Raw genomic sequence first — 22,732 nt, 5'->3', positions numbered from 1 at the left:
CCGTCACCGCAAGCCGGCCCGATGCCGGCTCGCCTGCCGAACAGTCTGCCCCACGTGCCGACGCGCCCGTTGACGCGCGTCAAATGCGGCCGGGACGCCCGCTACACCGCCCGGCTATCTCATTTTTAGCTGACCCTATTACAAAAAACGCGTAAAACGCGCACAATTTCATCTTGAAAATAGACGTCGCACGCGGCCGGTGCGAGTTTTTCCCGGTTTTTCCCGGTTTTGCCGCGCTGCCCGCGTGCCACGGGCGGCCCCGACACCAGAATGGCCATCGAATGACCGTCAGTGGAACCCCGTCGCGTGACGCCCGAGGGCCCGCGCGTTTCCAGATCATGTTACGCCAGCCGCTCGCGGCTGGCGTCGTTACGCTGTTCGCCGGCGCCGCGCTGTCGCTCGGCGTCGCGCTGCTCGTGCGCGAGCAGTGGCAAGGCGCCGTCCATACGCGCTTCGAACGCCGCACGACGCAGGTGACGGCGACGCTGCGCCACGAGTTGCAAGGCAGCGTCGCCGTGCTTGAAAGCGCGCGCGGCGCATTCGCGCTTGCGCCGCAGATCACCGCCGAGCAATGGCGACGGTATGCCGACACGCTCGATCTCGACAGCGGACGTTCGCCGATCCGGCAGCTCGGCTATGCGCCGCTGTCGACCGCGACGCGCGGCGCCCTCGCCGGCCACGCGCCGATGCCGGCCGGCCCGCTCGCGGTGGCCACCCTCGTTGCGCCGGCGTCGAGCTCGGCCGGCGTGCGCTTCGGCGCGCCGGACCAGGCACCGTTGGCGCGCGCGCTGCGGACCGGCGATATCGCACTCGGCATCCATCCGGCCGACACCGATACGTCCCGCGATGCGCGCACCCTCACGCTGTTCGTCCCCGCGACGGCTTCGTCGCGCACGGCCGTCGCCCATGACGCCGGCGCCGACGGCGTGCTGTTCGCGGAAGTGAGCCCGAATCGCCTGGTCGAGCGCGCGCTCGACGCGGAACGCGGGCTCGACCTGCGGATGAGCGCGGGCGACGATCCGCACCCGATCGCGAGCGCCGAGACGACGACCGACGAAGCCTCCGCGTCGCCCGACCTGATGCGGCGCACCGACCAGCTGAATTTCGGCGGAACCGTGCTGAAGCTCGCCTATTCCGCGGACGGCCGCCCGAGCGCGACCGGCGCGCAGCGCGCGGCCGGCACGGTGCTCGCCGCGGGGCTGATCGCGTCGTTCGCGTTCGCGGCGCTCGTCCATGCGCTGCTGCGCGGCCGCGCCGGCAACGCCGATACGGGCGCCAGCAGCCGCGGCATCCTGAACGAGGCGCGGATGATGGGCATCATCCGTTCGTCGATGGAAGCGATCATCACGATCGACGAGAAGCAGACGGTGGTGATCTTCAACCCGATGGCCGAACAGGTCTTCGGCGTGTCGGCGATGGAGGCGATCGGCGCGCCGCTGTCGCGCTTCATCCCCGAGCGGTTTCGTGCCGCGCATGCGAAGCACGTCGACCAGTTCGGCGTGACGGGCGTGTCGGAGCGGCAGATGGGCCGCCAGCGCGTGCTGTTCGGGCTGCGCGGCAACGGCGAGGAGTTCCCGCTCGAGGCGTCGATCTCGCAGATCCGCGATGCGTCGGGCAAGCTCTATACGGTGATGCTGCGCGACATCACCGAGCGGCAGCGTGCCGAGAATGCGCTGAAGCAGTCGCGCCAGGAGCTGCGCGAACTCTCGGCGAACCTGCAGAACGTGCGCGAAGAGGAAAAGACCCGCATCGCGCGCGAACTGCACGACGACCTCGGCCAGCAACTCACCGCGCTGAAGATGGACCTGTCGGTCATCGAGCAGCAACTGCGCACGCCGGGGCATGCGCAACCCGAAGTCGGCGTGCTGTCGCACCTGCAGGGCATGCGCCGGCTGATCGACGCGACCGTCGCGTCGGTGCGGCGCATCGCGGCCGACCTGCGCCCGGTGATGCTCGACGATCTCGGCCTCGTGCCGGCGATCGAGTGGCTCGCGAACGACTTCACGAACCGCTACGGCATCGACGTCGAGCGCCACATCGAGACGGGCGGCCTCACGTTCACCAGCGCGGGGGCGACCACGCTGTTCCGGATCGTCCAGGAAGCGCTGACGAATGTCGCGCGCCATGCGGACGCGACGCGCGTCGCGCTGCGCCTCGACATCGAGGAAGGCTTCTGCGTGCTGCGCGTCGCGGACAACGGCCGCGGCGCGGCACCGGTCGGCACCGCCCACGAGGACAAATCTTTCGGCCTGATCGGCATTCGCGAACGCGCACACATGCTGGGCGGCAGCGTGACGATCGACACCGCGCTCGCGCGCGGCTTCTCGATCACCGTCGCATTCCCGCTCGGTTCCGTACAACAGGAAACCACCCTCACATGATCAAGGTGCTCATCGCCGACGACCATACGCTCGTGCGCGACGGTCTGCGGCACATCCTCCAGAACGCCACCGGATTCGAAGTAGCCGGCGAAGCATGCGACGGAGCGTCGACGATCGCGCTCATCCGGTCGACGCCTGCGCAGGTGCTGGTGCTCGACCTGTCGATGCCGGGGCGCAACGGCGTCGAACTGATCAAGCAGATCAAGGACGAGAAACCCGCGCTGCGCGTGCTCGTGCTGACCATGCACGCGGAACAGCAATACGCGGTGCGTGCGTTCCGCGCCGGTGCGTCGGGCTATCTGACCAAGGAAAGCGCGAGCGCCGAACTGGTCGGCGCGGTGACCAAGGTGGCGTCGGGCGGCGTCTACGTGAGCCTCGCGATGGCCGAACAGTTCGCGCAGAGCCTGAACGAGCCGGCCGAGACGCTGCCGCACCAGCGGCTGTCCGATCGCGAGTTCGACGTGTTCCGCCGCATCGCCGCCGGGCAGACGCTGACCGAGATCGCGCAGGCGCTGTGCGTCAGCGCGAAGACGGTCAGCACCTACAAGACCCGGATCCTGGAAAAGATGCAGATGCCGCACGAAGCGGCGCTGGTCCGCTACGCGCTGCGGCACAAGCTGCTCGACGAAACGGACGACGTCTAGGCGAACGGGCCGGCGAACCATGCCGGCCGCGCGACGCGCGCTGCGAGCTCGCCGGACGTCGCGCAGCCGTTACTTCGCCGGCACCGGGCACGCGAGATCGCCTTCCTCGCAGGACAGATAGCTCTTCAGCGTCTCGGTGCGGGTCCTGGTCAGATCGTCGAGGCAAGTCGACACGACCATCGGATAGGCGCTGCCGCCTTCGGCATTCGCGCTGGAGAAGTTGCATTCGGCATCGCGGTAGGCGATCCACGCGCGCTGCGCGTTCACGAGTTTCTCTGCGAGCGGCTTCGCATCGCGCAGGCGCGCGGTGACGGCCTGGTAGGTGCGGTTCAGCTCCGCGTCGGATTTCTTGTACGCGCGATCGGCACATGCCGTCATCGCCGCCTGATCCGTCGCGTCCGCGCAATTTGCCTGTGCGTGGGCAAGGTTCGCCGTCAGCGCCAGCGCGCACAGCAGACCGGTCAAGACACGCATGGATGCTCCTGTTTGTTTTCGTTGAAGTCGTGGAACGTGATGCCGGATTGGTCGCGCATCGGCCGCTGCGCCACGGCAACACCGATCGCGATGCTAGCGCACGCGCGAATGGTTGTCAGCGGGTGTCGGACTGAAGCGTGGGATTCGTTTGACGGAACGACGGTGCACGCACCGAAATCAATGGTTCAAGCGCCGTTCGGCGGTGCGGACAAAAGCGGTCAGTAACGGTACGCGTAGCCGGTTCCGATGCGTTCCGCCTTCAACGCGCTCACACTACCCGACAGGCCGAGCAGTTTGAGGATCTTTCTGGTGCGACGCCCGCTAATCAATTCGTCCCGGTAGGCCAGCAACACCAGCAGAGCCACAACCAGCGCCGACATTATCAGCACGAACGGCATCAACTCGAAAAACTCGCCCCAAGCGGGCAGTGCGAATGCATAAAGTACGGCTTGTCCAAAAAATAAAAACAAAGTCACCCCGAGGCAAACGTAAAGCATGGACTTGTTGAAAACGGGTTTCAGGCCTTCAGGGCAAGGCGGCCTGAATACGACCAGTCTCGCCTGCGGATTATTGACCGCCATCAGCAATCCGCTTTTATCGAAAACAGCGTCCACATGCCCGCCATTCTCGAACGAGAGAGTGTCGAACCAGCCTTTGAGCGCTCGCCCGCCGACCTCCATCTCGATCCAGTAGCCTTCGGCCGGTTCGGGGCGATTTCGGTCGGAATCGTGCGCCGTTGCACTGGCTAGTGCCATACCGCCTTCGCCAATGGACGCAAGCAACACAGGAGCGAGCTCCGTTGCCCTTTCCTCGAACTTGCGCAACTTCGATGGCGAATACTTCTCGATCGAGTAGCGCAAATTTGATACCGTTCCGCTGACCGAATACAAGCGCATCGCTTTCCCGTTGATTGAAGCCGTCTCGTCCATTCCGCAGGAATCTTACTCTACCGATGCAACGTGAAAAGATCCCTGTCAGGCATCGCATTCGACAGGGTTTGGCACGGGACCGACTCCCGCGTCCTCCTGATGATCGAAAGGGGAACGCCGTCGTGCCCCAATGAAAAAACCCGCCCTCGAGCCGAGTGCGGGTTTTTTTATTGCGGCTTCGCTGGCGGTCGCAAAGGCCGCCGCGGCGCGACAAGCTCAGTGACCGAAGTACACCGACGAACGATCGGCTGCGGCCGGCACGGTCACGCGCTGGCCCGACTGCGACGTCGCCGCCGGGTTCGCGCCGTAGCCCGTTGCATCAGCCTGCGCACCGGTGTTCTGGGCTGCCGCGATCTTCGCCTGTGCGGCCTGGATGTTTTCCGGATAGTTGATCCAGTCGTTCGGGTTGTAGCCGGCCTTTTCCAGCTGGGCCAGCTCGGCACGCACTTGCGCGCGCGTCAGCGGCTGCTGGTTCGATTGAGCGAAGGAGACGACCGGTGCGGCCACCAGAGCGGCCAGTGCAACTGCCTTGATCAGCGATTTCATGATGCGTTACCTCCAGATTTGTCTTGTCAGGCGCTTCGGACTGGGCAGTCGTTGCGCATGAGTGAAAGTCTAGGCGGCACGGCTATCAGGGTAAATACTTAAATCGCAAATTCACTGTTGACCGAATCCGTACAATTTCCACGCATTCGATCGAATCGTCAGATGATTATGGCCGCATCCGCAGCCAATAGGCTGCGGCGCGTTCGACACATCAGCGGACCTGCTCCGCCTCCACCGCCCCCGACGACAGGTCGAACAGCAGCGCCTTGAGGCGCATCCGGTCGGCGGCAGCGACTTCGTCGAACGCCACGTGGTGAAGCGTCCAGCCCGACCCGGCCGGATCGCCATGCACCGCACGCACCGTCCCGTCGAGCGTCAGCAGCGCGACACGGTCCTCGTCCGCATACGGCAACTGCACGCGCAACGGCTCGCCGGCCGCCGCGAGCGGCCGGTCGAGCGCGATCGACAGTCCGTTCAGGCTGAGATCGCGCACGATCCCGATGCCGTCGGCCTGCGCCGGCCCGCCCGTGCAGCGGGCCGCGATCCGTACCGGCACGCGCGGCTCCGCGCGCGTGCGCAAGCGGTCGACGAAGCCCGGCGGCGAGAGCACCATGAACGGCGCGGCGCCCGTGGCCTGCACCGCTTCGACCGTCGCACCGAAGCGCGACACGGCCGACCGGCCGATCGCGACCGCCTCGACGTCGTCGCCGCGGGCAAACTCGAGCACGACCGCCGGCTGCGGCTCGACGAACAGCGCGCCCGATGCGCCGACCCCGATCAACCGGCAGCGCTGCAGCACGCGGGTCGCGCCGACCCGCCGCCGGATGCCGATCGCGGCGCCGGCCGACAGCCCCATGCGCGTGGCCGCCGGCACGGTGTCGTGCGCCGGCGCGGCAGGCTCGGCGTCATCGCGCCGGCGCACCGGCCGGAAGTGATCGAACAGGAAGTCATGCTGCGCGGGATCGCGCAGCGTCGTGCCGGCGGGCAGCAGCGCGGCGCCGCCGGCATCGTAGAGATCGAAGCCGAGCGGGACGCCGGCGGAGATGTCGTCGCGCGCGAGCGCGACGTGATCGGTGATGAGCCGCATCGGAAAGGCGCGGAGCGACCGCGCGAGCTGTCGTGACAACGTTATTACGGCAGCCTCGCGCGAAATCTGAACGGCTCGTTACTCCGAACCGCTGGTCGCGTCGGGTGAAGCCGGTGTCGGTGTCGGCGCCGGCGTAGCGGAAGGCGCGACGGCCGGGGCGGAGCCGAGGCCGCCACCGGCGTTGCCCGGGCTCGTCGCGTTGCCACCCGCCGTCGGCGGCTGCGCGACCGGCGGCTGCGACGCCGACAATGCAGCGGCCGATGCCGCCACCTCGGACGCGGGCACCCATTCCTCGACGATGCCGCCGGATGCCGCCTCGGGCGCCGACGCGCCGGATGCGGCCGACGCCGCGGCTGCGTCCGCCTCCGGCTCACGCTCGATACGCTGCGTCCTGACGGGCGCCGCCGCCTGCTTCGGCTCGGGCCCGAACCAGCCGTCGACCAGATCCGTCACCCGTTCGCGCACCGACGCGAACCAGCCGGGCGACGGCTCGGTGTCGAATTTCAGCTTCGTGTCGACGATCCGGGCGCGTTGCGCGCGCTGGAAGAAGTCGCCGACGATCGGCAGCGCGCTGTGCGCGCCTTGCCCCCAGTAGTCGCTGCGCAGCGTCACGCGGCCGTCGTCGAAGCCGACCCACGCGCCGGCCACCAGCCCGGGCTGCATCAGGATGAACCAGCCGTCCGCGTTGTCCTGCGTGGTGCCGGTCTTGCCGGCCACGTCGCCGCGAATGCCGAAGCGCGTGCGGATGCTGCTGCCGGTGCCGCGCGTCACGACGCCGCGCATCACGTCGAGCAGCGTCTTGTCGGTTTCGGCGTCGAGCGCGCGCTCGGGCGGCGCCGGCGCGTATTCGGCGAGCACCTCGCCCCGGCGGTTCTCGATGCGCGTCACCATTTGCGGCTCGACGTACAGCCCGCCGTTCGCGATCGTCGCGTACGACGCGACCATCTCCTTCAGCGTCACGGGGCTCGTGCCGAGCGCAAGCGACGGCACGCGCTCGAGCGGGCTTTCGCGCACGCCCATGTCGCGCGCGAACCGCGCCACGGCCGCCGGACCGACCTTCTCCATCACCTGCGCGGTGATCCGGTTGCGCGACAGCGCGACCGCGTCGCGCAGCGTCATCGGCTTGCCCGTCGGCGGCGCGTCGTCGCTCGGCCGCCAGATCTCGCCGCCCTTCAGCGGAATCTCGACCGCCTGGTCGATGAAGGTGTCGTCCGGCTTCATCCCGTTCGCGAACGCGACGCCATAGACGAACGGCTTGAAGGTCGAGCCCGGCTGACGCCGCGCCTGCGCGACGTGATCGAACGGCTCGTTCGTGAAGTCGCGGCTGCCGACCCACGCGCGAATCTGCCCGTCGCGCGGATCGATCGCGACGAAGCCGGCCTGCACGTCGGTCTTCGCCTTGCACAGCACGCGCATGAAGCCGCGGTCGGCGGCGAGCTGCTTCATCGCGGCCGCATCGTTCTTGCCGGCGTCCTGCGCGGCCTTGTATTCGGGCGACTCGCGCATGAAGGTGCGGAACACCTCGTTGTCGGTGCCGCAGCCGTCGCGGCCGCTCCACGCATTGTTCGCGATGCCCTGCAGCTGGTTCGCCTGCAGCGTCAGCGCCTGGGTCGCCATCTGCTGCAGACGCGAATCGATCGTGGTGCGCACGATCAGCCCGTCGGAATAGATGTTGTAGTCGTTGCGGTCGGCCCAGCCGATCAGCCATTTGCGCAGTTGCTGCGCGAAGTGCGGCGCGGGCCCCGGCGGCTCCTTCTGGCGCTCGAAGTCGATGCGCAGCGGCCGGCGCTGCAACTGCGCGAACTGTGCCGGCGACAGCTTGCCGTACTTCACCATCTGGCCGAGCACCGTGTTGCGCCGCTGCAGCGCGCGCTCGGGATTCAGCACCGGGTTGTAGTAGCTGTTGCCCTTCAGCATCCCGACGAGCGTCGCGCTGTCGAGCACGTCGAGCTCGTCGGCCGACTTGTCGAAATAGGTGCGCGCGGCCATCTCGACGCCGTACGCGTTGTACAGGAACGGCACCGTGTTCAGGTAGGTCTCGAGGATCTGGTCCTTGCTGTAGACGGCCTCGATCTTCAGCGCGGTGATCGCCTCCTTCACCTTGCGCGTGAGCGTCGGCGCGCGGCCGACCTCGTCCGGATACAGGTTGCGTGCGAGCTGTTGCGTGATCGTCGAGCCGCCCTGGCGGCTGCCCGAGAACGTATGGAGCGCGGCCGACGCCGTGCGCTTCCAGTCGAGACCGTGATGCTCGTAGAAACGATGGTCCTCGGTGGCGATCAGCGCGTCGACCATGTGCGGCGAGATCTGCTTGAGCGACACCCATTCGCGGTTCGACGGCTTGAATTCCGCCAGCACCTTGCCGTCGGCGGACAGCACCTGCGCCGGCTGGTCGACGCGCGCCTTGCGGATGTCGCCGATGCCCGGCGTGAACGGAATCAGCACCAGCACGTACAGCAGGAACAGCGCGGGCACGGCGGCGGCCGCGCGCAGCACGCCGCGGCGCGTCGGATGACGGAGATGGTGCCAGGCGCTGGCCAGGACACGCTTGACGAGCACGGCGGCAGCGGCCGCGACGGGTTGGGCGCGCGCGACCCATCTGGCACTGAGGTCACGCACTGACGACACGTTTCGGCGATTCACGCGGGTGGGGGATCTGCTGGAAAGGCTGCATCGTACCAAAACTCGCGCCGCCCACCGGCCGGCGGCCGTCCCGGGCCTGCGCGAACGGCGCCCGCGCGTGCATTTTTACAACAAAAAAGGCGCGCGCCCCGTAACGGAACCGCGCGCCAAGCCTGGTACAACGGTGCCGTGCGCCGCTGCTCAGCGCACGAGAAAACCGTAGGTCAGCGGATCGCGCTCGTCGACGATCCAGTTCGCGAATCCGCAGATGTGCGCGCTGCCCTCCACTTCCGGGATCACGGCCGGGATGTCGCCGACCGTCGTCTCGCGCAGCACGCGCCCCTTGAACACGGTGCCGACGATCGACTCGTTGACGAGCGTGTCGCCGGCCGCGAGCCGGCCGCGCAGGTACAACTGCGCGACGCGGCCGCCGGTGCCGGAGCCGGTCGGCGAACGGTCGACCTCGCGATCCGCGAACACGCAGCAATTTGCCTGCGTCGAGCCCGGATGGCGCGGCGCGTTCGCGATGATCGTGCCGTAGATATGGTTGATCTCCGGAATCTCCGGATGCACGACCGGATATTTCGCGTTCGCGGCGGCCTTCACTTCGGCGCCGAAGCGGATCAGCTTCTCCACGGCCGCCTCGCGCACCGGCAGGTCGAACGGCGCGCCGTCGACGTAGAAATAGAACGCGCCGCCATACGCGATGTCGCCGGTCACGGTGCCGAACGACGGCGTGTCGACCGACACGTCGCGCTGCCAGATGAACGACGGCACGTTGACGAAGCGCACCGGCCCCGCGTGCTCGCCGTCCCATTTCACGAACGCCTCGATGAAGCCGCATGGCGCGTCGATGCCGACGCGCGTCTCGGGCACCGTGCGCTGCACCCAGCCGAGCTCGACCGCGGCGGTCGACAGCGCGATCACGCCGTGCCCGCAATGGTCGCTGTAGCCTTCGTTGTGCACGAAGATCACGCCGAAATCCGCGTTCGGCGACACCGGCTCGGTCAGGTAGCCGCCGTACATGTCGGCGTGGCCGCGCGGCTCGAACATCAGCGCGCGGCGGATCTCGTCCGCGTTCTCCTTGAGCCATGCGCGGCGCTGGACGATCGTGTCGCCGGGCAGGCGCGGCAGCCCGCTCGTGACGATGCGGAACGCTTCGCCGCCGGTGTGGACTTCGACGGTGGAAAGGGATCGGGAAATTTTCATGAAGATCGAAAGCGTGAAGACGAACGACGGCGCACCGGCGCCGTCGTTCCGGTAGCGGTTTTACTTCGCGTACGGTTCGGGCAGCCCGTTGCGGATCACGTAGACGCTGGTCGGCGCGCCCTTCAGGTCGCCGCGTTCGTCGAACGAATAGGTGCCCGCGACGCCCGCATAGTTCGACTTCGCCAGCTGCGCGATCAGCTTCGCCTTGTCGGTGGTCGTGCCGGCCTTGACCATCGCGTCGGCGAGCAGCTTCATGCCGTCGTAGTAGTTGACGCCGTAGACCTGCGTATCCGTGTGATAGGTGTCGTGGTACTTCTTCAGGAATTCGCGGCCGGCCGGCGTCTTCTCGAGCGCGACGCCGCCCTGCGCGCAATAGACGATCGACGCGGCCTCGCCCGCGACCTTGCCCATGTCGGCCGAGCAGATGCCGTCGCCGCCGAGCAGCTTCGCGCGCAAGCCGCGCTGCTTCATCTGCTTCGCCATCGGCGCGCCCTGCGCCGCATAGCCGCCGAGGAAGATCACGTCGGGATTGCTGGCCTTGATCTTGGTGAGAATGCCGAGGAAATCGGTGGCCGACGAGTTCGTGTACTCCTGGTCGACGATCTTGATCCCGTTGGCCTTCGCGACGTTCATGAACTGCTCGGCGACGCCCTGCCCGTACGCGGTGCGATCGTCGATGACCGCGGCGGTTTTCGCGTTCAGCGTCTTCGCGGCGAAGGTCGCCATCGTGCCGCCGAGCTGTTCGTCGCTCGCGCCGATCCGGAAGATGTTCTTGAAGCCCTGCCGCGTGAGTGCCGGGTTCGACGCGACCGGCAACATCGGGACGCCTGCGTTGCTGTACACACGCGATGCCGGGATGGCGACGCCCGAGTTGTACGGCCCGAGCACCGCGACCACGCCCTTGTCGACCAGGTTCTGCGCGACCTGCACGCCCGCTTTCGGGTCGGCCTGGTCGTCGTCCGACACCAGCTTGAACGTGACCGTCTTGCCGGCCACCTTCACGCCCGCCTTGTTGAGCTCGTCGACGGCGAGGCGCGCGCCGTTTTCATTGTCCTTGCCGTTCGCGGCCTGCGGGCCGGTGAGCGGCGCCGAATGGCCGATCATCACGACTTCCTGCGCGTGCGCGGCGCTCAGCGCGCCGGCGGCAACAGCCACCGAGAGCGCGGTAACGAAGTGTCGCATGGTGTCTCCTGATTGGTTTTGTGTGAAACCAATGTAGGACACATGTGGTCACCATGCAAGCAATTTCAAAAAGTTTTTTGCGATTCTGGTCATTTTTTAGACCAGAGTGATGTGGCGCGCATTACTTCGGCGTGATGTCGCGACGCACGCGAAGAATGTGCTGCTCGACATAGAACGCGGCCGCATCGGCGTCGCCGGACACGATCGCCTCGTAGATCAGCCGGTGCTCGGACACGTAGAGCCGGATGCGGCCCGCGTCGTAGATGCCGTCGTCCTTCAGCCGCTTCCACAGCGGCTGGTCCATCGTCTTCGCGACTTCGTCCGCGATCTTCACGATCAGCGCGTCGCCGGTCATCAGCGCGAGCTGCCGGTGGAACAGCCGGTCGCTCTCGTTCCACAGCGCGCGCTGCTGCGGATCGTCGATGTCGGAGACGGTTTCCATCTGTGCGAGATAGCCTTCGGCGACAGGATCGGCGCGACCGTGCGCGGCCGCGAGGCGCGCGATCGCGGGCTCGAGGATGAGCCGCACGTCGAGCGTCGACGTCGGGCTGAAGTCGGCATCGGGCGCGCCTTGCGGGTCGCCGCGCTGCGCGAGTACGTCGAGCGGCGCCGGCACGACGTAGGTGCCCGAATTGCGCTTCGTGAACACCAGCCCTTCGTTCTGCAACGCGCCCAGCGCCTCGCGCACGGCCGGCCGGCCAACCTGGAACAGCGCCGCGAGCTCGCGCTCCGACGGCAGCCTCGAATCGGCCGCGTAGCGCCCCGCGCGAATCTCGTCGCGAATCCTTTCGGCGACCTGTTCGTAGATCTGCAGCGGCCGGAAACCGGCTTCGAGCGATTCGGGACGTGCGGACATCATCTGGGGCTCCTGCCCGGTCGGGTGGGGGGATCGGGAATGGGCGCACTATACCGGAGCGGTACCGGCGCCGGTGCGCGCGACGCCTATCTGGACGGATATTAGAACCAAAATCGGCCGTCCGCTGGCTTTTCCGGCTTGCCGGGTGGCCGGAAACTGGTATAGATTTGATCCAGACCGCCTGCCATCGCGACAGCCGGCCGCCTCCGTGGCGAGCGCGCGATGCGCCCGTCTCCCACGCCCACCGCCCCAACCGACCGACACGATGACCGCCCTCTCCCGGATTCCCTCTTTCGACGCCGCCGAAACGGCCGCGCTGCTCGACTACCCCGCGCTGCTCGCGACGCTCAGGCACACCGTCGCCGAATACGCGGCGGGCGAGATCGTCAGTCCCGAACGCCTGGTCGTGCCGCTGCAGGCCGGCGGCGTGATGCTGTCGATGCCGTCGAGCGCGCGCGACCTCGCGAGCCACAAGCTCGTAAACGTGTGCCCCGGCAACGGCGCGCGCGGGCTGCCGACGATCCTCGGGCAGGTGAGCGCATACGATGCGACGACCGGCGAGCTGCGCTTCGTGCTCGACGGCCCGACGGTCACCGGGCGCCGCACGGCGGCCGTTACCGCGCTGGGCATCCAGGCGCTGCATGGCGCCGCGCCGCGTGACATCCTGCTGATCGGCACCGGCAAGCAGGCGGCCAATCACGCGGACGCGCTCGCGGCGATCTTTCCGGACGCGCGCCTGCACGTGCGCGGCTCGCGCGCCGACAGCGCGGCCGCGTTCTGCGCCGCGCACCGCGCGCAGGCGCCGCAGCTCGCGCCGCTCGACGGCGATGCGATTCCCGATGCGATCGATGTCGTCGTCACGCTGACGACGAGCCGCACGCCCGTCTATCGCGAAGCGGCACGCGAAGGCCGCCTCGTGGTCGGGGTCGGCGCGTTCACCGCGGATGCCGCCGAGATCGACGCCGATACCGTGCGCCACAGCCGGCTCGTCGTCGACGATCCGGCCGGCGCACGCCACGAGGCCGGCGACCTGATCGTCGCGCAGGTCGACTGGCAGCAGGTCGCGTCGCTCGCCGACGTGCTGCGCGGCGCCTTCGCGCGCAGCGGCCCGCTGCTGTTCAAGACCGTCGGCTGCGCCGCATGGGATCTGGCCGCGTGCCGCACGGCACGCGACGCGCTGGCCGCGCGCCGGCACGGCTGATTCGACCGCGGCGGCGACCGGCACAACCTGCCGGTTGCACCACGCACGCCAGCCCGCGCGGCTCGGGCGTCGCCGCCGCCTTCCCGTACGCGTTGTAGGAATCGCCCTACAACACGTCGAAGCGGCCTACACAAACTTCCAGTTCGGCCGATTTCATTTTTGGCGGCGCAACACGATACTGCCGGCATGAATGCCAGCCTGTCACCCGCCGTCGCGCTCAGGGTGTTTCTCGTCGATCACGCCATCGCCGTCCGGCAACGGATCGCGCTGCTCGTCGGCGCGATCCGCGGCGTCGCGGTCGTCGGCGAAGCGGAAGACGGCCATGACGCGTGGATGCACATCCGCAGCAGCCACGCGGACGTCGTGATCGTCGACCTGCGGCTCGCGGACGGCAGCGGTCTCGACCTGATCGGGATGCTGTCGAAGGCCACGCCGCGCGTCGTCACGATCGTGCTGACGAACCACTCGGCGGCGGCATTCAGAGAGGCATGCGCGGCGGCCGGCGCCGATTATTTCTTCGACAAGACCGCCGAATTCGACGCCGCATGCCGCGTCATCGAATCCCTGGTGCACGCTCGCGCGCACCACCCCTGATCGAGCCGGAGTGACTCATGTCTACCGCCATTGCCTGCGCCACCGCCCCGCCCGTCGCGCCTCGGCCAACGACTCCGCTTCGTGCGGTCGCGCGCACCGACGCCGTCAAAACCCCGGCCGCGCGCTGCTCGGGCTGCGCGATGCGCTCGATGTGCCTGCCGCCCGACCTGACTGCGGACGAGTACGGCCGCCTCGACGCGATCATCTGCTCGACCCGGCAGGTTCGCCAGGGCGACGCGCTGTTCCGCATCGACGACCCGTTCCACAGCATCTATGCAGTCCGTGCGGGCTCGTTCAAGACGGTGATGATGCATCGCGACGGCCGCGAGCACGTGACCGGCTTCCAGATCGCCGGTGAAACGCTCGGCATGGACGGCATCGGCAGCGGCCAGCACTGCTGCGACGCGATCGCGCTCGAGGACAGCGTCGTGTGCATCATCCCGTTCGGCGCGCTCGAGGCGGCGTGCCGCGAGATGAAGCCGATGCAGCATTTCCTCTACCAGATGCTGAGCAGCGAGATCGTCCGTGAATCGAGCCAGATGCTGCTGCTCGGCACGATGTCGGCCGAGCAGCGCGTCGCGCAGTTCCTGCTGAACCTGTCGGCGCGCTTCGAGGCGCGCGGCTATTCGGCATCGGAATTCAACCTGCGGATGACGCGCGAGGAAATCGGCTGCTATCTCGGCATGAAGCTCGAGACCGTCAGCCGGATGTTCTCGCGGTTCCATCGGGATTCGCTCGTCGAAACGCGCGGCAAGCGCGTGCGGATCCTCGACGCGCAGGCGCTCGCGCAGGTCTGACGCCCGACGCGCGGCCGGCGTCATTGCGCGGCCGCGCCCGTCGTGGCCGCATGCAGCGCGACCGCTTCGGGTTCGCCGGCCTGCCAGGCGGACAGCGCCTGTTCGGCTTGCGCGAACACGCGCCGGATCGTCTCGTTCACGTCGTCGCCGCTGCTGCCCGGCAGCACCGCCGGCGCGCGATCATGCATGAGCAGTTCGAGGCGCACGTCGTAGGTCCGGCCACCGTCGCCGGTCGTGCGCGACTCGATCGCCAGCAGGCAATCGTCGAGCCGCGCGCGGAAGCGTTCGAGCCGCACCAGCTGCGCCCCCGCTTCGCCTTCGAGCGCGGCGGAACCCGCGAATCCGACGCAGACGATCTGCATGCCCACGCCCATGTCGTTCCTCCTGACGCGGTCGCCGCTCGTCGACCGGATTGCCTGCCCCATGTTTCCCTGCCCTGCCCGCCGTGGAATCCGTCCGCACGCATGTCGCACGGCGCGACGACCGATGCGGCGATCACTGCCGTGCAGCATTGCCTCCGCGCGCCGTCGGCGCGAGGCGGTTCACATGCTGAACGTCTGCGACGCCTTCATTTCGATCCACGTCATCCCGGCCCGCAACCCTTCGATCGCGGCCTCGTGCTCCGTGGGATACGCATGACTGTGCTCGAACGTGTGGTGAAAGCGCGCCGGCCCCGTGCCGTGCTCGACCGACACACGGCAGCGGAACTCGCCGGATTCGCACTGTCGCGTCTCGATCTCGACCGACCAGTCGCGTTCATGAATCGTGCCTTGCAGTGTCATGCGTCCTCCTGCGGAATCAGCCGTCCATCCGGAAGTGACCACTGTGCAGCAACACCGGCCGGCCGCCGATTTCGTCGAGCATTTGTCGTGCCTTCGCCTCGATCGCCGACCGGTGCGCATCGAACGCATCCAGCAAATCCCGTTCCAGCAGCGACGGCGCACCGAAATGGTCTTCCAGTGCTTCGGCCGTGATCGCGCACTGCACGAAGCGGCCGTCGACCAGCGCCGAAAACGCGACGACCAGATCGCGCGCGCAATATTCGGGCGGTTCGGGTGGAAAGGCTATCTGCATCTGTCCGCCTGTCATCGTCGGGGCAATTCATGACATGAGCATAGCGGCCCGCGGCACCGCACGCTTGACCCACGTCAACCGGTTCGCTGCGCCGCACGAAGCGACGTCCGGCGGGCGCTCAGCCCGCTTCCGCGTCGATCGACGCGCCGCGCTCCGCCAGCAGTTCGCGCAGCACGCTGCGATGGCAGCGGCGCTCGTCCTCGCAGTAACAGCCGATCGAGAACGCGCTCGTCGCCGACAGCGCGGCGAGCAGGTCCAGCACCTTCGGTGCGTCGCCGTGCGCCATTTCCGCGCGGAAGTGGCGCGTGAACGCACGCCATTCGGCGTCGGTTTCGGCAGCCTGCGCCTGCGCGACCAGCTCGGGGCTCGGCGACAGCGTCGGCAGCCATACATCATAGTAGTTGCGCGATGCGAATTCCGCCTTGGGTACCCCGCGCGGCGGCCGCCGCACCGTGCCGATCCTCGGGCCCTCGCCGGCCGCGCGCGGCGTGCCGAGCCGTACGATTCGAATTGCCATGCCGCTCCTTCGTCTTGCGTTCGATCCGCCATCGTACCGCCGCGCCGCCGCCGCGCAAGAAAAAACCGGCTGCCTCCGCAGGGAGACAGCCGGTTCATGCGATGCGATCGGGCGCCCGGGAGCGCGCCGGTCAGACGCCGCTCTTCAGCACCTTGCCGACCGCATCCGCGACGATGCCGACGTTCGAATCGTTCAGCCCCGCGACGCACATGCGGCCCGAACGCAGGATGTACACGCCGTGCACTTCGCGCAGCGCATCGACCTGCGATTCGGTCAGGCCCGTGTACGTGAACATCCCGCGCTGCTTCACGTAGCGCGTGAGCGCTTCGCCGCTGACGTAGTCGCGCAGGCCGTCGTGGATCGACTGGCGCATCCGCGCGATGCGGCGGCACATCGCGGCGAGCTCCTCTTCCCACTGCTTGCGCAGCGCGGGCGTGTTCAGCACGGTCGCGACGACCTTCGCGCCGTAGGTTTGCGGGTTGCTGTAGTTCGAGCGCACCGCGCCGGCCAGCTGGCCCAGCACGCGCTCGGCCGCGGCCGCATCCTCGCAGACGACGCTCAGGCCGCCCACGCGCTCGCCGTACAGCGAGAAGTTCTTCGAGAACGAGTTCGCGACGAGCGCCGGCACGCCGCGGCGGGCCAGTTCGCGCACGGCGAACGCGTCCGCGTCGAGGCCCGCGCCGAAGCCCTGGTACGCCATGTCGACGAACGGCAGCAGCCCGCGCGCCTCGATCACGTCGATCAGCTTCTCCCACTGGCCTTCGTCGAGATCGACGCCGGTCGGGTTATGGCAGCACGCGTGCAGCAATACGATGCTGCGCGCCGGCAGCGCGTCGATCGCCGCGAGCATCGCGTCGAACTTCAGGCCGCCCGTCGCTTCGTCGTAGTACGGGTACGTGTTCACCGTGAAGCCCGCGCGCTCGAAGATGAAGCGGTGGTTTTCCCAGCTCGGGTCGCTGAGCCACACCTGCGCGTCCGGGAAGTAGCGCTTCAGGAAATCGGCGCCCACTTTCAGCGCGCCCGAGCCGCCCAGCGTCTGCACGGTCGCGATGCGGCCGGCCGCACGCGCCGGATGATCGGCGCCGAACACCAGCGCCTGCACGGCGTCGCGATACGCGGCGAGGCCGACCATCGGCAGGTAAGGCTTCGGGCCGAGGTCGCGCTGCAGCGCGGTTTCGGCTTCGCGCACGGCCCCCATCACGGGAATCCGGCCTTCGGCATCGAAATAGATGCCGATGCTCAGGTTGACCTTCTGATCGCGCGGATCTTTCTGGAAGTTCTCGTTGAGCGTCAGGATCGGATCGCCCGGGTACGCGTCGATGTGTTCGAACATGGCTATGTCGGTCTCGTTTGGAAGAATGGTCGGGATGCCCGTGTCAGCGCGCGGACGCGCCGTCGCGCATCACATAGTCCGCATTCTTCTGACGGAAGCGATACCCGACCGCGAGCACCGCGAGCCATACGGGAATCAGGTACACCGACAGGCGGAGATCCGGCGTCAGGTACATCACGACGAGAATGCCGGCCATGAACGCCAGGCACAGGTAATTCGTGAAAGGATAGCCCAGACTGCGGAACGAAGTCTGCTCTCCGGCGATGCGCTTGGCCTGGCGGAACTTCAGGTGGATCAGCGTGATCATCGCCCAGTTGATGATCAGCGCCGACACGACGAGGCCCATCAGCACCTCGAACGCCTTGCCCGGCATGAAGTAGTTGACCAGCACGCACGCGCCGGTGGCGAGCGCCGACGCGCCGAGCGCGGCGAGCGGAATGCCGCGCTTGTTCACCGAGCACAGCACCTTCGGCGCGTTGCCCTGCTTCGCGAGGCCGAACAGCATCCGGCTGTTGCTGTACACGCCGCTGTTGTAGACCGACAGCGCGGCCGTCAGCACGACCACGTTCAGCACGTTCGCGACCAGGTTGCTGCTCAGCGCGTGGAAGATCAGCACGAACGGGCTGCCGCCGGTGACGACCTTTTCCCACGGATACAGCGACAGCAGCACGGCGAGCGCGCCGATGTAGAAAATCAGGATCCGGTAGATCACCTGGTTGGTCGCGCGCGGAATGCTGTGCTTCGGATCGTCGGCCTCGGCCGCGGTGATGCCGATCAGCTCCAGCCCGCCGAACGAGAACATGATCGCCGCCATCGACATCACGAGCCCCGACACGCCGTTCGGGAAGAAGCCGCCGTGCTGCCACAGGTTCGCGACGCTCGCTTCCGGCCCCGCATGGCCGCTCGCGAGCAGCCAGCCGCCGAAGCCGATCATCCCGACGATCGCGGCGACCTTGATGATCGAGAACCAGAATTCCGTCTCGCCGTACGACTTCACGCTCGCCAGGTTCAGCAGGTTGATCGCGACGAAGAACACCAGCGCCGACACCCAGGTCGGCACGCCGGGCCACCAGTACTGCACGTAGATCCCGACGGCCGACAGCTCGGCCATGCTGACGAGGATGTACAGCACCCAGTAGTTCCAGCCGGACAGGAAGCCGGTGAAGTGGCCGACGTACTTGTCGGCGAAGTAGCTGAACGAGCCGGCGACCGGCTCGTCGACCACCATCTCGCCGAGCTGGCGCATGATGAAGAACGCGACGACGCCGGCCACCGCGTAGCCGAGCAGCACGGACGGGCCGGCCATCTTGATCGTCTGCGCGATGCCGAGGAACAACCCCGTGCCGAGCGCGCCGCCGAGCGCGATCAGCTGGATGTGCCGGTTCTTCAGCCCCCGCTTCAGGCCGTCCTTCTCGTTTCCAGAAACCATGTCTTCTCCATTTTGCCCGCCTCCGCCGGAAGCGGTGCGGCGCGCCTCGGTGTGCCGGGCGCTGTTTTGCTGTGCCGGCGGCCGTTCGTGGAGCCGCCGGGTTGGGGACTGCAATCTTCGCGTGGCGACCCCCGATTCCTGTCGGCTGGCCCGCGACACCGGCCACCAACCATCGCTCTCTCCCGCCTTGCTGCAGGCGCACACGAAAATCCGGCGTCAGTTTAGCGTCGCGACAGCGAAATCGGGTTGCGTAACCGGCTCATGCAAACCCTACATTATGAGATAAGATTGCACGCGGGAGACAGATGAGGAAACAAAAATGCCTGAACCGGTTCTCGATCGCATCGATCGCCACTTGCTGTCGGTGCTGCAGGAGAACGGCCGCGCGTCGAACCTCGACCTGGCGAAGGCCGTCGGCCTGTCGCCCGCGCAGACGCTGCGACGCCATCGCCGGCTGGAGGAGATCGGCGCGATCCGCCGTTACGAAACCCGTCTGTGCCCCGACACGCTGGGGTTCGGCGTCACCGCGTTCGTGCACGTGACGATGGAGCGCGGGCATATCCGCGACCTCTCGAAGTTCCAGAAACTCGTGTCGGATCTCGCGCAGATCCAGGAGTGTTTCTCGGTGACGGGCGATATCGACTACGTGCTGAAGGTCGTCGCGCGCGACCTGAAGGGGCTGTCCACGTTCCTGCTCGAAACGCTGATGCGGATTCCCGGCGTGAGCGGCGTGCATTCGAGCGTGTGCCTCGACGAGATCAAGTGCACGAGTGCGATGCCGGTGGAAGGCTGATGCGGCGCCGCGCGACCGGCGGGGCGATGCCCGGTTCGGCAGCCGCGCTCAGCGCACCGCTTCGGACGCGCTGATCAGCAACGCCCCGCACGCAATCACCAGACACCCGCCGGCGCGACGCGGCGTCAGCCGCTCGCCGAGATAGACGCGCGCGATCAGCGCCGCGAACACCACGCTCGTTTCGCGCAGCGCCGATACCGGGCCCATCGGCGCACGATCCATCGCCCAGATCACGATCCCGTATGCGAGCGCCGCGCACACGCCGCCGCATGCGGCCTTCGCCGTTTCACCGACATCCTGCGCGAGCCGCAGCGGCCCCGCCCGCAGCCGGTAGTACGCGGCCATCAGCAAGCCGGTCAGCACGAAATCCACGCCGTATAGCCGACCGTGCTGCCGCTTTCCCGCACGCCGATCCCGTCGACCACGCTGTACGCGGCAATCGATACGCCGGTGGCGAACGCAGTCGGCAGCACCTGCGTCATCCGGTGCCGCGCGCCGCGGCCGCGCTCCAACCCGATCGCCATGATGCCGGCGCAGATCAGCACGAGCCCGCCTTGCGCGCCCGCGTTCAGGCGCTCGCCCGCGAACGCCGCCGCGCCCAGCGTGACGAGCAGCGGCGCGGTGCCGCGTGCGACCGGATACGCGACGCTCAGGTCGCCGTGCTCGTAAGCGCGCACCAGCAGCAGCGTATAGACGACGTGGAGCACCGCCGATGCGACGACGCAGGCCCAGCTCGCCGGCGTGATCGGCGCGGCGGCCGGCAGGAACAGCAGCGCGAACAGCCCGATCGCGATCTGCAGCACCGTGGCCGAGCGCAACCGGTCGCCGCTGCTGCGCACGAGCGCATTCCACGACGCATGCAGGAAGGCGGCGCACAGGACGGCAAACAGAACGGGAATCGGCACGTTGATTACTCGCGGACGGCCGGCAACGCGAAAACGTCGCCGCGGGCCAACCATCGTATGAATGCGTCACACGATTGTCAAAAAAGAACGCGGCCCGGCACCCCGCGAACCGGCCCGCCGCGCGCTGCCGCCCGCCCCGCGCGGCATGCGCGGCCGTGACCGTGCGCGCCGCCGAATGTGTCGCCCAGGTTGCATCCGCGTGGCCCCTTTCCGCTTTCTTTCGCGCCGCGTCGCGCCGTAATGGAATCGATACCGAGGCGCAACCGTCGCGAAACCGGTCCGCCCCCATATCTTCATACCGAACTGCTTCAATGCCGGTGCTTTATCGCGTTCCGCGCCGGACCGACACGGCGACGGGGCCGATCTTCACCGTCGAAAGCCTACCTGGAGTTTCCCGATGTTCCGTCAAGCCTTGCTCGTCACCGCCTGCGCAGCCGCGGCGCTTGCGCTGTTCGCCTGCGGCGGCAGCGACGATCCCACGTCGACGCCCGCCGTGTCGTCGCAGGACGCGCTGCAGACCGCCACGCCGATCAAGCACGTCGTCGTGATCTACGGCGAAAACGTGTCGTTCGACCACTACTTCGGTACCTACCCGAACGCGTCGAACCCGTCCGGCGAACCGGCCTTCAACGCGAAGCCCGGCACGCCGACGATCAACGGGCTGACGGGCACGCTGCTCACCGCGAACCCGAACTTCACGAACACGGCCAACGGCACCGACGCCGCGAACCCGTTCCGCCTCGACCGCACACAGGCCGCGACCGCCGACCAGAACCACGCGTACACGGCCGAGCAGCAGGCCGAGGACAACGGCCTCGCCGACCTGTTCCCGAAGTACACCGGCAAGGGTTCGTCCGGCGGCGCCGGCGCGTTCGGCACGAAGGGCCAGGTGATGGGCTACTTCGACGGCAACACGGTGACCGCGCTGTGGAACTACGCGCAGCGCTTCGCGATGAGCGACAACGCGTACACGACGGTCTACGGCCCGTCGACGCCGGGCGCGCTGAACGTCGTGTCGGGCCAGACCAACGGGATGCAGATCGTCAAGACGTCGAAGCAGCCGTCGACGCTCGCCGCCACCTCGTACTACATCAACGACGGCCAGGGCGGCTTCACGATGATCAACGACGTCGACCCGGGCTTCGACGTGTGCTCGAGCACGACCGACCAGGCGATGATGAGCGGCAAGAACATCGGCGACCTGCTGAACGGCGCGAAGATCACGTGGGGCGGCTTCATGGGCGGCTTCAACCTGTCGACGACCAACAGCAACGGCACGACCGGCTGCAGCCGCAGCACGGTCGCCACCGCCGTGAACGCGGCGACGACCGACTACATCCCGCACCACAACTGGTTCCAGTACTACGCGTCGACCGCGAACCCGCAGCACACGCGCCCGAGCGCGGTCGCGGCGATCGGCTCGAGCTTCGAAGCCGACGGCAAGACGGCCGAACCGGCGAACCACCAGTACGACACCGACGACTTCTTCGCGGCCGTGAAGGCCGGCAACTTCCCGTCGGTCAGCTTCCTGAAGGCGCCGGCCGCGCAGGATGCGCACGCCGGCTACTCGGATCCGCTCGACGAGCAGGCGTTCGTGACGAAGGTCGTCAACTTCCTGCAGCAGCAGCCCGACTGGCAGAACACGGCCGTGATCGTCACCTATGACGACTCGGACGGCTGGTACGACCACGCGTACACGGCACCGACCCGCGCGTCGTCCGACGCGGTCGACCAGGTGAACGGCAACGGCAAGTGCGGCTCGGGCGGCACCACCGGCGTGAACGGCGGCACGGTGAACGGCCGCTGCGGCCCGGGTGTGCGCATCCCGCTGGTCGTGATCTCGCCGTACGCGAAGCAGAACTACGTCGACCACACGTTGATCGACCAGGCGTCCGTCGTGCGCTTCATCGAGGACAACTGGCTCGGCGGCCAGCGCATCGGCGGCGGTTCGTTCGATGCGACGGCCGGCGACCTGCGCGGGCTGTTCGACTTCTCGTCGAAGCCGAACACGGCGCCGCTGTATCTCGATCCGGCGCAAGGCACGGTGCTGAGCGCGGCGCCGTCGATCTGACCGGCATCGCGTAACCGGTCGCAGCAGGCAACAGCAGGCCGGCGCATCGTGCGCCGGCCGTTTCCGTTTAACGCGCCGCTTTCACGCGGTG

At 67.8% G+C, this 22,732-nt stretch carries 21 protein-coding genes and 1 pseudogene; 7 read left to right on the top strand and 15 right to left on the bottom strand.

The window, feature by feature from the left end; translation table 11 throughout:
- The first annotated feature begins 281 nt into the window (after positions 1-281).
- Together NQV17_RS12935 and NQV17_RS12930 are read left to right on the top strand one after the other, a co-directional pair.
- The gene (locus tag NQV17_RS12935) at positions 282-2,381 is read left to right on the top strand and encodes a PAS domain S-box protein (RefSeq protein WP_257772577.1); all 2,100 of its coding nucleotides are present in this window, start codon (positions 282-284) and stop codon (positions 2,379-2,381) included.
- Complete coding sequence (locus tag NQV17_RS12930) at positions 2,378-3,025, top strand: response regulator transcription factor (protein ID WP_124484860.1); 648 nt, start codon at positions 2,378-2,380, stop codon at positions 3,023-3,025. The genes NQV17_RS12935 and NQV17_RS12930 overlap by 4 nt, the downstream gene beginning before the upstream one ends.
- Before the next feature lie 69 nt (positions 3,026-3,094).
- Here the strand turns inward: NQV17_RS12930 and NQV17_RS12925 are convergent, their stop codons facing one another.
- The 8 genes from NQV17_RS12925 to NQV17_RS12890 all read right to left on the bottom strand — a co-directional run bounded on the left by NQV17_RS12925 (position 3,095) and on the right by NQV17_RS12890 (position 11,930).
- Entirely contained in the window at positions 3,095-3,499 is a 405-nt protein-coding gene (locus NQV17_RS12925; RefSeq protein WP_044843081.1) for a lysozyme inhibitor LprI family protein, read from the bottom strand.
- Positions 3,500-3,717: 218 nt separating this feature from the next.
- The gene (locus NQV17_RS12920) at positions 3,718-4,428 is read right to left on the bottom strand and encodes a hypothetical protein (protein WP_257772576.1); all 711 of its coding nucleotides are present in this window, start codon (positions 4,426-4,428) and stop codon (positions 3,718-3,720) included.
- A gap of 216 nt (positions 4,429-4,644) precedes the next feature.
- Positions 4,645-4,974, bottom strand: coding sequence for a DUF4148 domain-containing protein (locus tag NQV17_RS12915; RefSeq protein WP_124484862.1), 330 nt, complete (start codon positions 4,972-4,974; stop codon positions 4,645-4,647).
- A 211-nt stretch (positions 4,975-5,185) separates the two neighbouring features.
- The gene (locus NQV17_RS12910) at positions 5,186-6,061 is read right to left on the bottom strand and encodes a PilZ domain-containing protein (protein ID WP_257772575.1); all 876 of its coding nucleotides are present in this window, start codon (positions 6,059-6,061) and stop codon (positions 5,186-5,188) included.
- Positions 6,062-6,139: 78 nt separating this feature from the next.
- Positions 6,140-8,686 (bottom strand): penicillin-binding protein 1A, encoded by a 2,547-nt coding sequence (locus tag NQV17_RS12905; protein WP_257772574.1) that lies wholly within the window; start codon positions 8,684-8,686, stop codon positions 6,140-6,142.
- Positions 8,687-8,881: 195 nt separating this feature from the next.
- Positions 8,882-9,889 carry a trans-3-hydroxy-L-proline dehydratase gene (gene lhpH / locus NQV17_RS12900; protein ID WP_124484865.1) on the bottom strand — a complete coding sequence of 336 codons (1,008 nt, stop codon included), beginning with the start codon at positions 9,887-9,889 and terminating at the stop codon, positions 8,882-8,884.
- Positions 9,890-9,949: 60 nt separating this feature from the next.
- Positions 9,950-11,071: a branched-chain amino acid ABC transporter substrate-binding protein gene (locus NQV17_RS12895; RefSeq protein WP_257772573.1), complete on the bottom strand. Its 1,122-nt coding sequence runs from the start codon at positions 11,069-11,071 to the stop codon at positions 9,950-9,952.
- 121 nt (positions 11,072-11,192) lie between these two features.
- The gene (locus NQV17_RS12890; RefSeq protein WP_044843075.1) at positions 11,193-11,930 is read right to left on the bottom strand and encodes a FadR/GntR family transcriptional regulator; all 738 of its coding nucleotides are present in this window, start codon (positions 11,928-11,930) and stop codon (positions 11,193-11,195) included.
- Between the two features lie 262 nt (positions 11,931-12,192).
- Here NQV17_RS12890 and lhpI point away from each other — a divergent pair, with 262 nt between their 5' ends.
- From lhpI to NQV17_RS12875, 3 genes are all read left to right on the top strand, one after another.
- On the top strand, positions 12,193-13,128 hold the full coding sequence (lhpI, locus tag NQV17_RS12885) for a bifunctional Delta(1)-pyrroline-2-carboxylate/Delta(1)-piperideine-2-carboxylate reductase (RefSeq protein ID WP_257772572.1): 936 nt from the start codon (positions 12,193-12,195) through the stop codon (positions 13,126-13,128).
- Positions 13,129-13,314: 186 nt separating this feature from the next.
- A complete protein-coding gene (locus NQV17_RS12880; protein ID WP_257772571.1) occupies positions 13,315-13,722 on the top strand; it encodes a response regulator transcription factor in 408 nt (135 codons plus the stop codon).
- Positions 13,723-13,739: 17 nt separating this feature from the next.
- On the top strand, positions 13,740-14,519 hold the full coding sequence (locus NQV17_RS12875; RefSeq protein WP_257772570.1) for a helix-turn-helix domain-containing protein: 780 nt from the start codon (positions 13,740-13,742) through the stop codon (positions 14,517-14,519).
- A 20-nt stretch (positions 14,520-14,539) separates the two neighbouring features.
- On the opposite strand, the gene NQV17_RS12870 is transcribed toward NQV17_RS12875, so the two are convergent.
- The 6 genes from NQV17_RS12870 to NQV17_RS12845 form a co-directional block, all read right to left on the bottom strand.
- The gene (locus tag NQV17_RS12870) at positions 14,540-14,893 is read right to left on the bottom strand and encodes a metal ABC transporter ATPase (protein WP_257772569.1); all 354 of its coding nucleotides are present in this window, start codon (positions 14,891-14,893) and stop codon (positions 14,540-14,542) included.
- 168 nt (positions 14,894-15,061) lie between these two features.
- Positions 15,062-15,301, bottom strand: coding sequence for a UDP-glucose 4-epimerase (locus NQV17_RS12865; protein ID WP_124519488.1), 240 nt, complete (start codon positions 15,299-15,301; stop codon positions 15,062-15,064).
- Positions 15,302-15,317: 16 nt separating this feature from the next.
- Positions 15,318-15,608 carry a DUF1488 domain-containing protein gene (locus NQV17_RS12860; protein ID WP_257772568.1) on the bottom strand — a complete coding sequence of 97 codons (291 nt, stop codon included), beginning with the start codon at positions 15,606-15,608 and terminating at the stop codon, positions 15,318-15,320.
- Positions 15,609-15,711: 103 nt separating this feature from the next.
- Positions 15,712-16,110: a DUF488 domain-containing protein gene (locus NQV17_RS12855; RefSeq protein ID WP_257772567.1), complete on the bottom strand. Its 399-nt coding sequence runs from the start codon at positions 16,108-16,110 to the stop codon at positions 15,712-15,714.
- Positions 16,111-16,240: 130 nt separating this feature from the next.
- Complete coding sequence (locus NQV17_RS12850; RefSeq protein WP_257772566.1) at positions 16,241-17,443, bottom strand: amino acid aminotransferase; 1,203 nt, start codon at positions 17,441-17,443, stop codon at positions 16,241-16,243.
- Between the two features lie 43 nt (positions 17,444-17,486).
- A complete protein-coding gene (locus tag NQV17_RS12845) occupies positions 17,487-18,872 on the bottom strand; it encodes an amino acid permease (RefSeq protein ID WP_124484873.1) in 1,386 nt (461 codons plus the stop codon).
- A 319-nt stretch (positions 18,873-19,191) separates the two neighbouring features.
- On the opposite strand from NQV17_RS12845, the gene NQV17_RS12840 reads away from it, so the two are divergent.
- Entirely contained in the window at positions 19,192-19,665 is a 474-nt protein-coding gene (locus NQV17_RS12840) for an Lrp/AsnC family transcriptional regulator (RefSeq protein ID WP_044843065.1), read from the top strand.
- 48 nt (positions 19,666-19,713) lie between these two features.
- Here NQV17_RS12840 and NQV17_RS12835 read toward each other — a convergent pair.
- Positions 19,714-20,570: pseudogene (locus NQV17_RS12835) on the bottom strand (EamA family transporter).
- A 397-nt stretch (positions 20,571-20,967) separates the two neighbouring features.
- On the opposite strand from NQV17_RS12835, the gene NQV17_RS12830 reads away from it, so the two are divergent.
- Complete coding sequence (locus tag NQV17_RS12830) at positions 20,968-22,641, top strand: phospholipase C (RefSeq protein WP_257772565.1); 1,674 nt, start codon at positions 20,968-20,970, stop codon at positions 22,639-22,641.
- Positions 22,642-22,732 lie beyond the last annotated feature (91 nt).

This window comes from Burkholderia sp. SCN-KJ (assembly GCF_024656005.1).
Classification (GTDB): domain Bacteria; phylum Pseudomonadota; class Gammaproteobacteria; order Burkholderiales; family Burkholderiaceae; genus Burkholderia.
This window is presented reverse-complemented; position numbering and strand designations above follow the sequence as displayed.

Coding starts and splice junctions, on each gene's coding strand:
- NQV17_RS12850 (WP_257772566.1), bottom strand. CDS start 17,443: ATGTTCGAACACATCGACGCGTACCCGGGCGATCCGATCCTGACGCTC.
- NQV17_RS12910 (WP_257772575.1), bottom strand. CDS start 6,061: ATGCGGCTCATCACCGATCACGTCGCGCTCGCGCGCGACGACATCTCC.
- NQV17_RS12890 (WP_044843075.1), bottom strand. CDS start 11,930: ATGATGTCCGCACGTCCCGAATCGCTCGAAGCCGGTTTCCGGCCGCTG.
- NQV17_RS12880 (WP_257772571.1), top strand. CDS start 13,315: ATGAATGCCAGCCTGTCACCCGCCGTCGCGCTCAGGGTGTTTCTCGTC.
- NQV17_RS12920 (WP_257772576.1), bottom strand. CDS start 4,428: ATGGACGAGACGGCTTCAATCAACGGGAAAGCGATGCGCTTGTATTCG.
- NQV17_RS12855 (WP_257772567.1), bottom strand. CDS start 16,110: ATGGCAATTCGAATCGTACGGCTCGGCACGCCGCGCGCGGCCGGCGAG.
- NQV17_RS12935 (WP_257772577.1), top strand. CDS start 282: ATGACCGTCAGTGGAACCCCGTCGCGTGACGCCCGAGGGCCCGCGCGT.
- lhpI (WP_257772572.1), top strand. CDS start 12,193: ATGACCGCCCTCTCCCGGATTCCCTCTTTCGACGCCGCCGAAACGGCC.
- NQV17_RS12845 (WP_124484873.1), bottom strand. CDS start 18,872: ATGGTTTCTGGAAACGAGAAGGACGGCCTGAAGCGGGGGCTGAAGAAC.
- NQV17_RS12830 (WP_257772565.1), top strand. CDS start 20,968: ATGTTCCGTCAAGCCTTGCTCGTCACCGCCTGCGCAGCCGCGGCGCTT.
- lhpH (WP_124484865.1), bottom strand. CDS start 9,889: ATGAAAATTTCCCGATCCCTTTCCACCGTCGAAGTCCACACCGGCGGC.
- NQV17_RS12865 (WP_124519488.1), bottom strand. CDS start 15,301: ATGACACTGCAAGGCACGATTCATGAACGCGACTGGTCGGTCGAGATC.
- NQV17_RS12875 (WP_257772570.1), top strand. CDS start 13,740: ATGTCTACCGCCATTGCCTGCGCCACCGCCCCGCCCGTCGCGCCTCGG.
- NQV17_RS12930 (WP_124484860.1), top strand. CDS start 2,378: ATGATCAAGGTGCTCATCGCCGACGACCATACGCTCGTGCGCGACGGT.
- NQV17_RS12860 (WP_257772568.1), bottom strand. CDS start 15,608: ATGACAGGCGGACAGATGCAGATAGCCTTTCCACCCGAACCGCCCGAA.
- NQV17_RS12840 (WP_044843065.1), top strand. CDS start 19,192: ATGCCTGAACCGGTTCTCGATCGCATCGATCGCCACTTGCTGTCGGTG.
- NQV17_RS12895 (WP_257772573.1), bottom strand. CDS start 11,071: ATGCGACACTTCGTTACCGCGCTCTCGGTGGCTGTTGCCGCCGGCGCG.
- NQV17_RS12915 (WP_124484862.1), bottom strand. CDS start 4,974: ATGAAATCGCTGATCAAGGCAGTTGCACTGGCCGCTCTGGTGGCCGCA.
- NQV17_RS12870 (WP_257772569.1), bottom strand. CDS start 14,893: ATGGGCGTGGGCATGCAGATCGTCTGCGTCGGATTCGCGGGTTCCGCC.
- NQV17_RS12925 (WP_044843081.1), bottom strand. CDS start 3,499: ATGCGTGTCTTGACCGGTCTGCTGTGCGCGCTGGCGCTGACGGCGAAC.